The organism is Myxococcus faecalis (assembly GCF_050039385.1).
In the GTDB taxonomy this organism is placed as follows: domain Bacteria; phylum Myxococcota; class Myxococcia; order Myxococcales; family Myxococcaceae; genus Myxococcus; species Myxococcus fulvus.
Genome location: NZ_CP144336.1, coordinates 4,438,098 through 4,452,033 on the forward strand (window position 1 = coordinate 4,438,098; position 13,936 = coordinate 4,452,033).

The following is a 13,936-nucleotide window of genomic DNA, read 5'->3' on the forward strand; positions in this document are numbered from 1 at the left end:
CTTCAGCGCTTCGTCATGTCGAACAGCGCGCGCGCCTGCGGCCCCAGGAAGCCGTCGAAGTCCGGCGCGCGCTGCGCAATCTCGAAGTACGCATAGGGCCAGGGGCGACGGCCTCCCTCGCGCAGGGCCACCGACAGCGGGGCCGCCTGGGTGGCCGTCTGCCTGAGCGACGTGCCCGGCGCGCCCTCGATGTCCGCCTTCATGGGCACGCCCGCCTCCCGCATGCGGTGCTGCCACGCCTCCACGTCATCCACGGAGCCGGTGAAGTGGTTCACCTTGCGGCCGAAGGCGAGCAGCCAGGCGCCGTACTGCGACTCCTTCTCCAGCTCCAGCAGCGCGGCCTCCGACGGCGGCGGCGGCGAGCAGAACCACGACGCCAGCGCGTCCACGTCCTCGGGCGGGGGCGGGTCGTCCGGCAGCGTGGCGAGCAGCTCCCGGGCGCGCGGCGACAGCTCCTCCGACTTCAGCTCGGAGATGAAGACGCGCGGCAGCCCCTCCGGGTGCGACAGGTAGATGGCGGACAGGTGCGCGTCGGGGAACGTGTACGCCCCCGCCGGCTTCCAGCCCAGCCGCTCGAAGGGACGCGAGAACAGCGCGATGCCTCCGCCGGGCCGGGCCAGCGAGCGCAGCGCGACGTGGTCATTGCGGAAGCTGCCCCCGGAGAGCTGCACGAAGGTGCGCGCGTACGGCACCTCCGAGGCATAACGCTCCCAGAGGAGGTCCAACAGTCGGGTGGCCTGTGAGGTCGACATGGCGGAGCAGTCTAATCCGCCAGGAAAAGTGCGGCGGCGCGCGGCCCCGAGCCCTTGGAGGGGATTTCGTTCGGAGACGCGCGCCGCGCGCTAGAGACTCGCCTTGGAGTTTCGAGTCTCTGTGTCCTTGTCCTTGGTATGCATTGACTTCCGTACCGGCCCGCTCCGCACCACTTGAAGTCGTGCGGCCAAATAGGGTGTGACGTTGGAAAACGCCAGCGCGACGCAAGAGTGAGCATCAAAGTCCCATTGCGCCAGCCTGTAGCCCCACTAATTGACACAATTGTGAACGTAAAGTTTCGTCCCCGCTGTGCCCGCACCGCCGGATTGAAACGAAAACCCCCGAGCGAGCCCGCGTGCGCACCACCTTCCGAGAAGGAGAGCGGCGCGGATGACCTCGTCCCCTCTCGATTTCTCGCCGCTCGGAAGGCACATGGCGGCCTGCCCTCGGGGTTGACGCGCCGCTCCATGCGGCGTGGAGCAGGTCAGTGGAGGTGCTCGGGGTACATGGGCAGGCCGTGGAAGAAGCGGCGGCCGGACTCGAAGCGGCGGTGGAAAGAGACGCGGTCCTCCACGTAGAGGCGGGCCATGTCCTCCTCGCCGTAGGCGCGGAAGAAGGCGGCGCGAGCCTCGTCGCAGGCGCCCTCGTACTCGGCGAGCAGGGCCTCCCAGTCCTCGGGGGGCGGCTCGTCGGCGTCGTGCCACACGCCGTCCTCCATGCCGTACTCGCGCTCCATCAGGTCCAGCTCCAGCGCGAGCCGCTGGACGCGCGGCACCTCCGTCAGCGCCTCGTCCGCCATGGCGGTGAGGATGTGGGCCACCAGGAAGAAGCCGGCGTCCGGCGGTACGACGCCCTCCTCGCGCGCGGCGCGAAAGGCCACCAGCAGCTGCGCGTCCATCGCGTCGTCCCCGAGCTCCAGGAGCCGGGCGGCGAGTCCACGCCACTTCTCCTCTGTCTCGCGGGCCTCCTGGAGGGCCCGGCTCAGCTCGGGGTCTCGGGTCTTCTTCATCGCGTACTCCTATCGGGAATGCACCGAAGCTCTCATCCAGGTCTGACGTCCGGCCCCTCGCCTCGCGGACGTGGGGGGCCGGGGGTTGCTTCAATCCGCGTCGTCGGTTGGACGCGGGCGCCCGGCGGCGTGTCGGGTGGTGGACGCCCGGGTGTCCGCGCGTCCATGCTGCCCGGCACCGTGCCGCTCACCTCGCGTCCCCGCGCTCCCTCCGACGACGGCTTCCTCTTCGACCTGTACGCCAGCACGCGTGCGGGCGAGCTGGCGACGTGGGGTTGGACACCCGCGCAGCGCGAGGCGTTCCTGCGCATGCAGTGGTTGGCGCGCGGGCGCGACTGGGCCGTGCGCCATCCGACGGCCGAGGACCGGGTGGTGTTGGTGGCGGGTCAGCCCGCCGGCAGGCTGCTGGTGGACCGAGGTGCGCGGGAGTGGCGATTGGTGGAGATCGCCCTGCTTCCCTCCCACCAGGGCGGTGGACTGGGGACACGGCTCTTGCGTGAGCTGTTGGACGCGGCCACCGAGGCCCGGGTGCCCGTGCGGCTGCACGTGCTGCACGACAGTCCCGCGCGCGAGCTGTACGCCCGGCTGGGCTTCCAGGAGGAGCCGTCCTCACAGCCCCCGGACGCGGGGCCGCCGTATGTCGCCATGCAGTGGAGTCCCGCGCCGCGCGCGGGGTGAGGGCCAGGAGGGCCGTCTCGGGGGAAACGCGCCATGCCTCGAAGGACGAACGGGCCTCGCGCCGATTGCGCGCGAGGCAGCCCGTGTCCTTGAGGCAACGGACCGCCTCGCCTTCGTGGCCCGCGTGATTACCGCGGCCCCCTCCGACACGAAGGCGAGTCGTTCCGCCCGGCTTCAGACCGCATCCACCGCGACGCCGCGTCATGGGCTCCGTGAGGAGCCGCGCGGCGCGCGCCGGGATGCACCGCCGCCCGGAGGTGGGCCGACCTTCCGGGGTGCAACCTCCGCGGGCGACACGAGGCACCCGCACACGAGGGCCGGGCGTCCTGTCGCTTCCGCGAAGTCCTGCCGAGGCGAAGCCCGCTCGGGCCGCCTCACCGTCAGCATGAACCGCGTGGCTCCGCGCGCCGCCGCGAGGTCCTCACGCCCCCCGAGGAGACCTCGGAGGATGCCGTGCTCCACCGCCGGTCCGGAGGGACCGACGATGGCCGCGACCCACGACCCTCGATGAGACCTCGGGGGAGGAGGCCGCGCACCACCGCCGGTCCGGAGGGACCGACGATGGCCGCAATCGACTCCCCTCGAATCAGAGGAAGAGGTTCTCCGGGTTCGGCACCACGGTCTGGATGACGTAGCCATCCGCGCCCGCGCCGGGCGCGATGGGGTTCGTGAGGTTTCCGCCACCACCCGAGCCGCCCGCGCCGCCCATGGCACCACCGCCACCGCCCGCTTGGATGACCTGGCTGGCGCCGGTCGGGAGCGCCGTCGTTCCGGGCGCGCCACCGGTGACGACGAGGCCGCCCGTGACGGTCGGAGACGCCGAGGAGACGACCTGGATGATGCCTCCGCCACCACCACCGCCGCCGCCCTTGCCACCACCGCCGGCCAGGTTGTTGCCGTTCACACCGTTGCCGCCCTGCGCGCGGACAAAGCCCTGCACCGTCACGCCGGCCTTGCCGAGGATGACCACCACACCACCCGCGCCCCCACCGGCGCCTTGAGTGTTCTCGAGCACATTGCCACCCGACGCGCCCGAGGCATTGATGACGCCCGAGCCCTGGATGCGCACGGTGCCCTGGGACAGGATGACCAGCGAGCCACCGCCGCCGCCGAACGGACCCGCCACGGTGCGCGCGCCCGAGCCGCCGCCCTTGTTGCCGGGCCGCAACAGCTGCGCCGCGTGGACGGGCGAGACGCCGAGCCCACCCGAGGGCTCACCCGCCGGAGCGCGGGACAGGCCCGAATCCGCCCCGCCCGGGCCGGTGTCCAACGAGCCTGGGTCGACGATGATGGTGCCGCTGATGGTGACGTCGCCCGTGGCCCGGATGACGGTGCCGCTCGGGACGATGAGCGTGCCGGAGACGTTCACGGTGGTGAACTGCATGTGGTGCCGGCCCGCGAGGGTGGAGAACCCGCTCACCGTGGTCAGGTCGACCGTGTTCGAGACGGTGTACGCACCGGCCGAGCCATCACCGAACACCCCCGTCGAGCCCGCCGGCCCCTGAGGCCCCGTGGCGCCCGTGGCACCCGTCGCGCCCGTGGCTCCCACGGGGCCCTGCGCGCCCGTGGCGCCGGTGGCACCCGTCGCGCCCGTCGCGCCAGGCACCCCCTGCGGCCCCTGGGCTCCGTTGCACACGTAGCGCGTCAGCGCCGCGTTGACCTCGCCCGCGTCCAGCACGCCGTTGCCGTTGGCGTCCTGGCCGAACTGCAGCCGCACGCCACCCGTCGCACAGTTGGCTCCAGCAGCCTCCGCGGCCGTGGCCGCGACCGAGTGGATGCCCGCGGCGCCCTGCGGCCCCGTCTCGCCGCGCAGGCCCTGCGGCCCCTGCTCGCCGCGCAGGCCCTGCTCGCCGCGCGGGCCCTGCTCGCCCTGGGGACCCGTCTCACCTCGCGGGCCCACCGGGCCCACCGCGCCGGTGTCACCGCGAGGCCCCTGCTCACCCCGGGGACCCACCTCGCCTTGAGGACCCACGGGGCCCTGCGCGCCCGTCTCACCCCGCGCGCCCTGCGGACCCTGGGGGCCGTTGCACACGTAGCTGGTGGCATCCACCTCGGCTTCGTCCAGCGTTCCATCGCTGTCGTCGTCGACGCCGGTGTCGATTCTCACGCCGCCCGTCGCGCAGTTGGCGCCAGCGTCCTCCACGGACGTGCGGGCCAGGGAGCGCTTGCCCTCGGGCCCTTGAGGACCGGCGGGACCACCCGCGGGGCCCTCTGGCCCCTGCGGCCCCTGCGGCCCCACCGGGCCGACAGCGCCCGTGTCACCCTTCGGTCCAACGTCCCCCTGCGCGCCCGCGGGACCCTGTGCCCCCGCGGGTCCCTGCTCACCGGCAGGCCCCGCGGGTCCTTGCGGTCCCTGCGGCCCCTGGGGCCCCTGCTGACCTTCGTCACAGCCGGTCAACGACAGCAGCGCCACCACGGGTAGAGCCGTCAGCCACCGCGACCAGGTCGCGGCGCCTTGCCATTTCATCTGAGCCATTGATGCGTCTCCCCTCTTGTCGAACCTCGGCGCGCGAGCCAGAGCAAGTCACGAGCCAGGATGGATTATCGAGCCGTTCGCCGCCGACCCACCAGGGCGGGCGTGCTTGTGATTCGAATCCCGCCCGCCACGGAACGCCCGTTCGCGTTCCCTCGGGACGCGGCGCCGTCACACCGGAACGCATGACGCACGCGGACGGGAAATCCCTTCGTGGGCGCCCCTCCTCGTGAAGCAGGGACCGACACACGGCCCTGATTCGTTCCCGACCCAGGAGGAAGGGCTGGCCGATGCTTTGCTCTGGTGTGTGTGACGCGTACTCATTGGCGCGTGAAACACACACACGAAAGGTGTACCCATGTCCGAGCCATACATTGGTGAGATCCGCATGTTCGCGGGCAACTTCGCGCCGCGCGGTTGGGCCTTCTGCCAGGGGCAGATCCTCGCCATCGCGCAGAACACCGCGCTGTTCTCGATTCTGGGCACGACGTATGGCGGCAACGGGCAGACGACGTTCGCGCTGCCGGACCTGCGCGGTCGCTATCCGATGCAGCCGGGCCAGGGGCCGGGGCTGTCGCCGCGGACGCTCGGCGAGCAGGGCGGCAGCGAGACGGTGACGCTGATTTCGAACCAGATGCCGCAGCACACCCACAGCCTCAACGTCAGCTCGCAGCAGGGTGACACGGAGACGCCGGTGGGCACGGTGCTCGCGGCGGACAACAACGGCACCATCTTCAACTACCGCGCGGCGCCCATCGACGGGACCATGAACCCGGCGGCCATCGGCATCGCGGGCGGCAGCCAGCCCCACAACAACATGTCGCCGTTCCTCTGCCTCAACTTCATCATCGCGCTGGAAGGCATCTTCCCCTCGCGCAACTGACGCCTCCCGCGTCACGGCCAGGCGCGTTCCCCTAACGCGCCAGCTGTCGACCCGTGGACAGGCCTCGTGATGGCCGGGCGTCGGGCTGGAGCCCACTCCACAGCCGGGCCGCTCCGGGCATGCGGGCACTGGCGCTCCGGCCCCATCGTGCTTACCGCGACACGGTGAACGGTGAGCCGGGGCCCGGGGGTACGGTGGCGGAGCAGGATGGAGCCAGACAGCGCTCTCAGGTGACACCGAAGACGGTGTTCACCGTGTGTTTCGCGGTGCTGGCGGTGGTGGCGCTCGTGGTGCTCGTGGTGCGCACGCGCGTGGCGCTCACGTTGACGGGCATCGCGGCGCTGATAGCGCTCGCGCTGGAGCACGGCGTGTCGCGGCTGGAGCGCTGGCGGGTGCCGCGCGCGCTGGCCATCGCGTTGATGCTGGCCGGCGCCCTGACGGTGCTGGCGACGCTGGCGCTGCTGGTGATTCCGGCGACGGCGGCGCAGGTGGACGCGCTCGTGGTGCAGTGGCCGCAGCTCTGGCAGGAGGTGCGCGACTCGCGCCCGTTCCGAGGGCTGAACCAGCGGCTCCACAACCTGGGCTGGATTCGCCCGCTCGAGGACGCGACGCCGGAGCTGGCGACGGGGACCTTGCCCTCGCTGCTCATGTACGCGCTGGGCAGCATGGTGGGGCTCGTCGGCGGCGCGCTGAGCGTCTTCTTCCTGGTCGTGTTCATGCTCGTCTTCGGCGGCGGCCTGCTCAAGCGGCTGCTCGACCTGCCCAAGCCCGAGCACCGGCTCCGCTACGTGCGCGTGATGCGCAACGTGTATCGGGCCACGGGCGGCTACCTGACGGGGCTCACGCTCATCTGCACGTTCAACGCGCTGCTCACCTCCGCGGTGCTCGCGGCCATGGGCGTGCCGTACTTCCTGCCGCTGGGCATCATGAGCGGCTTCTCCAGCATGGTGCCCTACGCGGGCCCCGTGGTGGCCGGCGGCTTCATCACCCTGCTGACGTGGGCCACGGGCGGCATGTGGATGGCGCTGGGCGTGCTCGCGTACTTCGTGCTGTACGGACAGCTCGAGGGCAACGTGCTGGCGCCGCTCGTCTTCCGCCGCACGGTGCACGTCAACCCGCTGCTCATCCTGCTCGCGGTGCTCTTCTGCGCGGAGCTGGGCGGCATCGTCGGCGCGGTGGTGGCGGTGCCCGTCGCGGCCACGGTGCAGATCATCTTCCGGGAGATCCTCCTCTTCCGGCAGGAGCGCCGCATCGCCAGGCCCGAGTCTCCACCACCGCCCTCCGTGCTGACCTGAGTCACCCAGGCTGACGCGAGACGGTGGCCGCTCCACGCGGCGGACCTCCGCAGGCACGGCCGCGAGCGACACGCGTCCCGGTGAGACCCGAAGCGGCGAGCGCCTCAGCCGCCCGCCACCTCGCGCAGCGACTCCTCCATGCCGCCCAGCAGCTCGTCGAGCGCTGTGTCCGGGATGTTCAGCGCGGGGGCGATGTACACGGTGTCGCCGAGCGGGCGCAGGTACAGCCCCCGCTTGCGCGCGGCCTCGTACACACGCCATCCACCGCTGGCGAGATAACCACCGCCGCCCAGGTCCACCGCGCCCACCATGCCCACGGCGCGCGGGCGCACCAGGCCCGGAATCGTCGCGGCCATCCGCTCGAACGCGGCCTTCACCTTCGGCGCCTTGCGCGCCACCTGCCCCAGCACGTCCTCGTCCCGGTACACCGCGAGCACCTCGCGCGCGATGGCCGCGCCCAGCGGGTTGCCGCAGTACGAGTGCCCGTAATACAGCGCCCGCGACGACGCGCCGAGGAAGCCCGAGAAGATGCGCTCCGACGCGAGCGTCACCGCGAAGGGCATCAGCCCGCCCGACAGCGCCTTCGCGAGGCAGAGCAAATCGGGCACCACGCCCGCCAGGTCCACCGCGAAGCGCGCGCCCGTGCGCCCCAGGCCGGTGAAGACCTCGTCCGCGATGAGGAACGTGTCCACCCGGCGGGTGGCCTCGCGCACCGCGCGCAGGAAGTCCGGCGAGTACATCTGCATGCCGGAGGCGCCCTGGATGACGGGCTCAACGATGACACCCGCGATGTCCTCCGGGTGCTCGCGCAGCGCGGCCTGCACCTGGGCGAAGGCGCGCTCCCAGCCGCCCTCCTCCGCCGGCGACGGCACGTGCACCACGTCGAACAGCAGCGGGCCGAAGATGTCGCGGAACTCGCGCACGCCGCCCACACTGGTGGAGCCCAGCGTCTCGCCGTGGAACGCGCCCGTCAGCGTGATGAAGCGCGTGCGCTCGGGCTGCCCGTTCTGCGCCCAGTACTGCGCGGCCATCTTGATGGCCACCTCCACCGCGGTGCTCCCGTTGTCCGAGTAGAAGACGCGCGACAGGCGCTCCCCCGAGGGGAGGTCCGCGCGCTGTGCGCCCGGGGCGATGGCGACCAACTCGGCGGCGAGCGCGGCGGCGGGCTCGTGCGTGATTCCGGCGAGCGAGACATGGGGCAGCCGGCCCGCCTGCTCGACGAGGGTGCGCACCAGCCGAGGGTGACGGTGGCCCAGGGTGGACACCCACCAGGAGCCGTTGGCGTCCAGGTAGCGCCGCCCGTCGACGTCGAAGAGGTAGGCCCCCTCCGAGCGCGCGATGACCAGCGGGTTCGTCCCCGCGATGTACGCCTCCATGGCGGTGTACGGGTGCCAGACGTGCTGCTTGTCCAGCTTGACGATGTCGGCCCGCTCCATGGGTGTTCCCCTTCCCTGCGTGTGACGTGTAGGCGGAGCGCTCCGTACCGGAAACCGGGCCCCTTGCGCCGCGCGTCAACGCGGCGGGCCACACGTTGGACTGATGGGGGCCTGAAGCCGGGGGCCATCCGAGGGTCCACGGGAGGCATCTTCCGGCCCGGGATGACGTGGCCATGACATGGGCGGTGTTGGCTCTCCTGGACACCGAACCGGGAAAAGCGCCATGGCCGTCCTCATCTTCTTCGTCTCGCACTGGCTGCTCTGCGTGTTCTTCCAGAGCTTCTTCCAGCACCGGTACGCCGCGCACCGCATGTACACCATGGGTCCGCGCACGGAGCGGGTGATGCACCTGCTCACCTATCTGGTGCAGGGCTCGTCGTACCTGTCGCCCAAGGCCTACGCGATTCTTCACCGCGAGCACCACGCCTTCTCGGACACGGAGAAGGACCCGCACTCGCCGCACTTCTTCACGGACGTGTTCCGGATGATGCTGCACACGAAGACGCGCTACGACGACTTCGCGTCGGGCAAGGGTGAGACGGAGAAGCGCTTCCTCGGGGGCTATCCCGAGTGGCCGCTGGTGGACGACACGCTGCGCAACTCGTGGGTGGCGACGCTGGGCTGGGTGGCGTTCTATTCCTCGTTCTACGTGCTGTTCGCCACGTCGCCCTGGCAGTTCCTGCTGTTGCCGGTGCACTTCCTGATGGGGCCGGTGCACGGGGCCATCGTGAACTGGTGCGGCCACAAGTACGGCTACCGGAACTTCGACAGCAGCGACAAGTCGCGCAACACGCTGCCGGTGGAGGTGCTGTGCATGGGTGAGCTGTTCCAGAACAACCACCACAAGTACGGCAGCAGCCCGAACTTCGCGGCGCGCAGGTTCGAGGTGGACCCCACGTGGCAGGTGATGCGCGTGCTGGCGAAGCTGGGCGTCATCCGCATCGCCACGCCCCAGCGCGCGGTGTGGCCGGAGCCCCGCGAGACGGCGCGTGAGGCAGGCGCCGCCCGGGCGGCCTGAGGCCTCTTCCAGACTTCGAAGGACACGTCGCGCCGAGGGGATGACCGTCCCCCCGGCGCGAGTCGTTTTTTGGCCGTTACCTCCACCGGAGACCGGGCGAGCGGGCGGGTGGGCGGCGCGGACGCGGGGCACGCGTTAGAACTGCTCCCCGTGCCTACAGAGACCCCGCTCCGCCTCCGTATCCTCGACGCAGTGACAGACGTCCCGGCCGCTGACTGGGACGCGCTGACCGGCCTGGACGCACCGCCCTTCATCAAGCACGCGTGGCTGGCGGCGATGGAGGAGAGCGGCAGCGCCACCGAGGAGACCGGGTGGGCGCCGCATCACCTGACGCTGTGGCGGGGCGAGACGCTGGTGGCCGCGGCGCCCGCGTATCGCAAGTTCCACAGCATGGGCGAGTACATCTACGACTTCGGGTGGGCGGACGCGGCGGCCCGGCTCGGCGTGGAGTACTACCCGAAGCTCGTCGTCGGCGGGCCGCTGTCCCCCGCCACGGTGCCGCGCCTGCTGGTGGCCTCGGGAGAGGACGTGCCCGCGATGCGCAAGGCGCTGCTCACCGCGGCGGTGGAGAGCGCCGAGGAGGCGGGCTGCTCGTCGGTGCACTTCCTCTACCCGACGGACGACGAGGCGGACTTCCTGGAGGAGCAGGGGCTGGCGCGCCGGGTGACGCTCCAGTTCCATTGGAAGAACCCGGGGTACGGCGGGTACGACGACTATCTCTCGCGGTTCGACTCCAAGCGGAGGAACCAGCTCAAGCGCGAGCGGGCGGCGGCGGCCACGCAGGGAATCCTGCTGCGCACGGTGCGGACCACGGAGTTGACCCCGGCGCACGCGAAGCGCGCGTACGAGTTCTACACGGCCACGTGCGAGCGGCACGCGTGGGGGCAGATACAGCTCACGCCGGGGTTCTTCTCACGGGTGTTCAAGGCGATGCCGGACCAGGTGGAGATGGTGGAGGCGGTGCGCGAGGGACGGGTCATCGCGGGGGCATTCAACCTGGCGACGAAGGAGCGGCTCTATGGCCGCTATTGGGGCAGCACGGAGGAGCACCCGTTCCTGCACTTCCACGTGTGCCTGTACCACTCGGTGGACGACTGCATCCGAGCGGGGCGCAAGGTGTTCGAGCCGGGCGCGGGCGGTGAGCACAAGGTGTCACGAGGCTTCGAGCCCACGGCGGTGCACAGCGCGCACGTCATCTTCGACCGCAGGCTGGACGGCGCGGTGCGCGACTACGTGCGGCGCGAGCGGGCGCGGCTCAACATGGCGGTGGAGGAGGCCGAGCAGATCTGCGGCCTCAAGCCCTGGCCCCTGAAGCAGGCCAGCGGCACCTGACCCTCGTCGGCTGAGACTTTCCGCCGGATTCGCGGGGCTCCAAGGGTGCCGAGCCGCCGTTCAGGCACCTCCAGGCCCCCCGCTGGGCCCGCGCCGAGGCCTTGCCCCGAGGACGAGCCCCTCCCGGGCCCCCTCCGGGGGGCCGCCCGCTGTCTCCCACCAGCCAGGCGCGCGCCCGGCCCCTCACGGGGAAGTTGAGAAACCGGGGTGACCCTCTAGAGTAGACGCGTCATGAAAGCCCCGGAGAAGGACGAAGACTTCATCCAGTGGTACGAGGACTGCTGGGCGGACCGCGATGAAGTCGAGTACCCCAAGCTGTTCGGCGCCATCGACGAAGGCGTCTTCACGCTCGACCAGACGGACGCCATCCAGGCCTGGATGGAGAGCGAAATCGCGCAGGTAGAAGGTGAACCGGACCCCAACTGGGGCCCCATGGGCGTGCGAGTGGCCAAGCCCAGCCCCGACTACCCCTACTGGACCTACGTCACCAGTGGCCTGTCCAACCCCTTCACCATCGCCCCCGGTGAGGAGATCGCCCCCGACGCCCCCAGCGGCATCGGCTACGAGATGGTCATCCACACGCCGGAGGAGGCCAAGTGGCCCGTGTTCCGGCTGCTGGACATGATGGCCTACAACCTCGTGTGCATGCGCGCGTTCGCGCTCAACCACCGCTACCCCGTCGAGGGCACGCTGGACGGCGGAGACTCCAAGCTCAGCGGCTTCGTCTTCGTCCGGGACCCGTCGCGCCCCGACCACTTCGCCCTGGAGAGCGGCAAGGTGCAGCTGCTCACGCTCGTCGGCGTCACCAAGAACGAGATGGCCTTCGCGCGCTCCAACGGCATGGACAAGCTGATGGAGAAGCTGGTCGCCGCGGGCTCGGGCTACATCACCCGGCCCGAGCGCGACGAAGTGAAGCTGTAGTCACCCTCTTCGCGCCACGCGCGGCAGCGGCTCCAGGGCCCTGTCGCGCGGGGGCGCGCCCTCCACCAGCGCCCTGAGCGTCCCCGGGTCGAACGGCTTCTCGATTCGCGGCAGCGGCACCGACTGGAGGAACGCCCGCGCCCGCTCCGTGAAGGCGCCGCCCGTCATGAAGACGAAGCGCGACAGCAGCTCCGGCCCCCGCGCCGTCAGCTCCGCGTGCAGGTCCATCCCCGTCAGGTCCGCCATCATCAAGTCACAGAAGACGCGGTCGAAGTCCGCGTCGCGCTCGAGCAGCGCCAGCGCCTCGCGGCCGCTGTGCGTCACCACCACCTCGTGGTGTCGTCCCAACAGCCGCCGCAGGAGCGACGCGAGCTGAGGCTCGTCGTCCACCACCAGCACCCGCTTGCGCTCCGGCACGTCCCTGGGCGCGCCCTGGGCCACCGCGTCCGCCACCACCGCCGTCACCGGCAGGCGCACGCGGAACATGCTCCCCGCGCCGGGCGTGGTGTCCACGCTCAGCTCGCCGCGCATGCTGCGCACCATGCCCAGGCTGGTGGACAAGCCCAGCCCGCTGCCCTCGCCCACCGCGCGCGTGGTGAAGAACGGCTCGAAGACGCGCTCGGCGACCTCGGGCGTCATGCCGTGGCCCGTGTCCGCCACCTCCACCACCACCCACGGGCCCTCCAGCCACGTGGACAGCGTGACGCGGTGCCGGGTGAAGTCGCCCTCGGGAATCGCGTGCGCGGCGTTGACCAGCAGGTGCAGGAACACCTGCCCCAGCCGCGCCTCGTGCGCCATCACCGTGGGCACCTGCGAGTACCTCCGCACCACCTCCGCCCGGTAGCGCAGGTGCGGCATCGCCATGGCCAGCCCGAACTCCAGCGCCGCGTGCACGTCCACCGGGGACAGGTGCGGCTCGTCCGCGCGGGCGAACGTCTGCAAATCACGCACGATGACGCGGATGCGCTCGGCGCCCTCGCGGGCCTCGCGCAGCGCATCCAGCGCCTCGGCCAGCGGACCGCCCTGCACCTGGCCCTGCAGCACCGTCTCCATCTGCTCCAGCGCGAACTGGAGGTTGCCGCTGACGTAGGAGAGCGGGTTGTTGATTTCGTGCCCCACGCCCTCGGCGAGCTGGCCCGCCATGGCCAGCTTCTCCGACTGCACCAGTCGCTCGCGCGCGGCCACCAGTTCCTGCGTGCGCTCGCGCACCAGGGCCTCGGCCTCCAGGCGCCCCGAGTGCTCACGCGTCAGGAGCGCGTCCCGCTCCGCCTCCGCGCGCTTCTTGCCGGTGATGTCTCGCGAGAAGACGGAGACGTTCTGCCCCGAGCACCACGCGTGCACCTCGTGCCAGCGCTCCGGCGAGGTGCGCACCTCGAAGATGGTGGACGAGCCCTCGGCCGCCACGCGCCGCAGCTCACGCTCGAACAGCGTGCCCACCAGCTCCGGGCACGCCTGCCACAGAATCTTGCGGAAGACCTGCTCCTGCGTGCGCCCGGTGATTTCAGCGGCCTGGCGGTTCACGTAGGTGATGCGCCACTCGGCGTCCACGGTGAAGAACGCCTCGGGGGTGCTCTCCAGCACGTCGCGCACCCAGTCCAGCGTGTCGCGAAGGCCCTCCTCCATCCGCAGCGCGCTGGTGACGTCGCGCAGGCGCAACAGCACACCGTCGCGCAGCGGCACCGCGGTGCCGAGCAGCCACGCATCACCTTCCGGGAAGCTGTCCGCGGCGGGTCGCCCTGACTCCACCACCTGCTTGAGGATGGCGAGCCGACCGCCGAGGCCCGCCACCGGCGAGACGTCGCCCAATCGCTTGCCGCGCAGCGAATCGGTGCCGTGCCCGAGCGCGCGTGAGGCGGCGGGGTTGGCCCACAGCCACTCGAAGTCGACGATGGCGCCGGACGCGTCGCGCACGGCGCTCAGCACCATGCACCCTTCCGAGTCATGGCGCTCCGCCTCTTCCAGCGCCTCCAAGAGCGTGTCCGCGCCCAGGGCCGGGACTGTCTGTCTCGTGTCCTTCGCCGACATGCCCCGCTCACTCCGGGCATCCGCGCCACCCGGAGGCCAAATCTCCGGAACCCTTCAGCAGGGCCGCAATTCCTGGAAACGTCCGGAGTCCCCGCATGTCGCCATGAAAGGCT

General features: G+C 71.1%; 11 protein-coding genes. 6 read left to right on the forward strand and 5 right to left on the reverse strand.

The features are described from left to right. Nucleotides 1–2 precede the first annotated feature (2 nt). Both VZQ01_RS17725 and VZQ01_RS17730 read right to left on the reverse strand, forming a co-directional pair. Nucleotides 3–752 (reverse strand): DUF1338 domain-containing protein, encoded by a 750-nt coding sequence (locus VZQ01_RS17725; protein ID WP_046710520.1) that lies wholly within the window; start codon nucleotides 750–752, stop codon nucleotides 3–5. 485 nt (nucleotides 753–1,237) lie between these two features. After that, nucleotides 1,238–1,762: a hypothetical protein gene (locus VZQ01_RS17730; RefSeq protein ID WP_141329688.1), complete on the reverse strand. Its 525-nt coding sequence runs from the start codon at nucleotides 1,760–1,762 to the stop codon at nucleotides 1,238–1,240. A 165-nt stretch (nucleotides 1,763–1,927) separates the two neighbouring features. Between VZQ01_RS17730 and VZQ01_RS17735 the strand changes: the two genes are divergently transcribed. Continuing rightward, complete coding sequence (locus tag VZQ01_RS17735) at nucleotides 1,928–2,440, forward strand: GNAT family N-acetyltransferase (RefSeq protein ID WP_223782188.1); 513 nt, start codon at nucleotides 1,928–1,930, stop codon at nucleotides 2,438–2,440. Between the two features lie 586 nt (nucleotides 2,441–3,026). Here the strand turns inward: VZQ01_RS17735 and VZQ01_RS17740 are convergent. After that, nucleotides 3,027–4,916, reverse strand: coding sequence for a DUF7151 family protein (locus VZQ01_RS17740; protein ID WP_426748441.1), 1,890 nt, complete (start codon nucleotides 4,914–4,916; stop codon nucleotides 3,027–3,029). Nucleotides 4,917–5,271: 355 nt separating this feature from the next. Here VZQ01_RS17740 and VZQ01_RS17745 point away from each other — a divergent pair, with 355 nt between their 5' ends. After that, nucleotides 5,272–5,796, forward strand: a complete 525-nt coding sequence (locus VZQ01_RS17745; protein ID WP_223751463.1) for a phage tail protein — start codon at nucleotides 5,272–5,274, stop codon at nucleotides 5,794–5,796. A gap of 245 nt (nucleotides 5,797–6,041) precedes the next feature. After that, nucleotides 6,042–7,091, forward strand: a complete 1,050-nt coding sequence (locus VZQ01_RS17750; protein WP_223751464.1) for an AI-2E family transporter — start codon at nucleotides 6,042–6,044, stop codon at nucleotides 7,089–7,091. A 104-nt stretch (nucleotides 7,092–7,195) separates the two neighbouring features. On the opposite strand, the gene bioA is transcribed toward VZQ01_RS17750, so the two are convergent. Continuing rightward, nucleotides 7,196–8,527: an adenosylmethionine--8-amino-7-oxononanoate transaminase gene (bioA, locus tag VZQ01_RS17755; RefSeq protein WP_426748442.1), complete on the reverse strand. Its 1,332-nt coding sequence runs from the start codon at nucleotides 8,525–8,527 to the stop codon at nucleotides 7,196–7,198. A gap of 223 nt (nucleotides 8,528–8,750) precedes the next feature. On the opposite strand from bioA, the gene VZQ01_RS17760 reads away from it, so the two are divergent. From VZQ01_RS17760 to VZQ01_RS17770, 3 genes are all read left to right on the forward strand, one after another. Beyond that, a complete protein-coding gene (locus tag VZQ01_RS17760; protein ID WP_426748443.1) occupies nucleotides 8,751–9,545 on the forward strand; it encodes an acyl-CoA desaturase in 795 nt (264 codons plus the stop codon). A gap of 150 nt (nucleotides 9,546–9,695) precedes the next feature. Then, nucleotides 9,696–10,877: a GNAT family N-acetyltransferase gene (locus VZQ01_RS17765; protein ID WP_426748444.1), complete on the forward strand. Its 1,182-nt coding sequence runs from the start codon at nucleotides 9,696–9,698 to the stop codon at nucleotides 10,875–10,877. Between the two features lie 231 nt (nucleotides 10,878–11,108). Next, nucleotides 11,109–11,798, forward strand: coding sequence for a suppressor of fused domain protein (locus VZQ01_RS17770; RefSeq protein WP_408888391.1), 690 nt, complete (start codon nucleotides 11,109–11,111; stop codon nucleotides 11,796–11,798). On the opposite strand, the gene VZQ01_RS17775 is transcribed toward VZQ01_RS17770, so the two are convergent. Next, nucleotides 11,799–13,823, reverse strand: a complete 2,025-nt coding sequence (locus VZQ01_RS17775) for an ATP-binding protein (RefSeq protein WP_223751469.1) — start codon at nucleotides 13,821–13,823, stop codon at nucleotides 11,799–11,801. Nucleotides 13,824–13,936 lie beyond the last annotated feature (113 nt).

Coding starts and splice junctions, on each gene's coding strand:
- VZQ01_RS17730 (WP_141329688.1), bottom strand. CDS start 1,762: ATGAAGAAGACCCGAGACCCCGAGCTGAGCCGGGCCCTCCAGGAGGCC.
- bioA (WP_426748442.1), bottom strand. CDS start 8,527: ATGGAGCGGGCCGACATCGTCAAGCTGGACAAGCAGCACGTCTGGCAC.
- VZQ01_RS17760 (WP_426748443.1), top strand. CDS start 8,751: ATGGCCGTCCTCATCTTCTTCGTCTCGCACTGGCTGCTCTGCGTGTTC.
- VZQ01_RS17735 (WP_223782188.1), top strand. CDS start 1,928: ATGCTGCCCGGCACCGTGCCGCTCACCTCGCGTCCCCGCGCTCCCTCC.
- VZQ01_RS17725 (WP_046710520.1), bottom strand. CDS start 752: ATGTCGACCTCACAGGCCACCCGACTGTTGGACCTCCTCTGGGAGCGT.
- VZQ01_RS17775 (WP_223751469.1), bottom strand. CDS start 13,823: ATGTCGGCGAAGGACACGAGACAGACAGTCCCGGCCCTGGGCGCGGAC.
- VZQ01_RS17770 (WP_408888391.1), top strand. CDS start 11,109: ATGAAAGCCCCGGAGAAGGACGAAGACTTCATCCAGTGGTACGAGGAC.
- VZQ01_RS17740 (WP_426748441.1), bottom strand. CDS start 4,916: ATGGCTCAGATGAAATGGCAAGGCGCCGCGACCTGGTCGCGGTGGCTG.
- VZQ01_RS17745 (WP_223751463.1), top strand. CDS start 5,272: ATGTCCGAGCCATACATTGGTGAGATCCGCATGTTCGCGGGCAACTTC.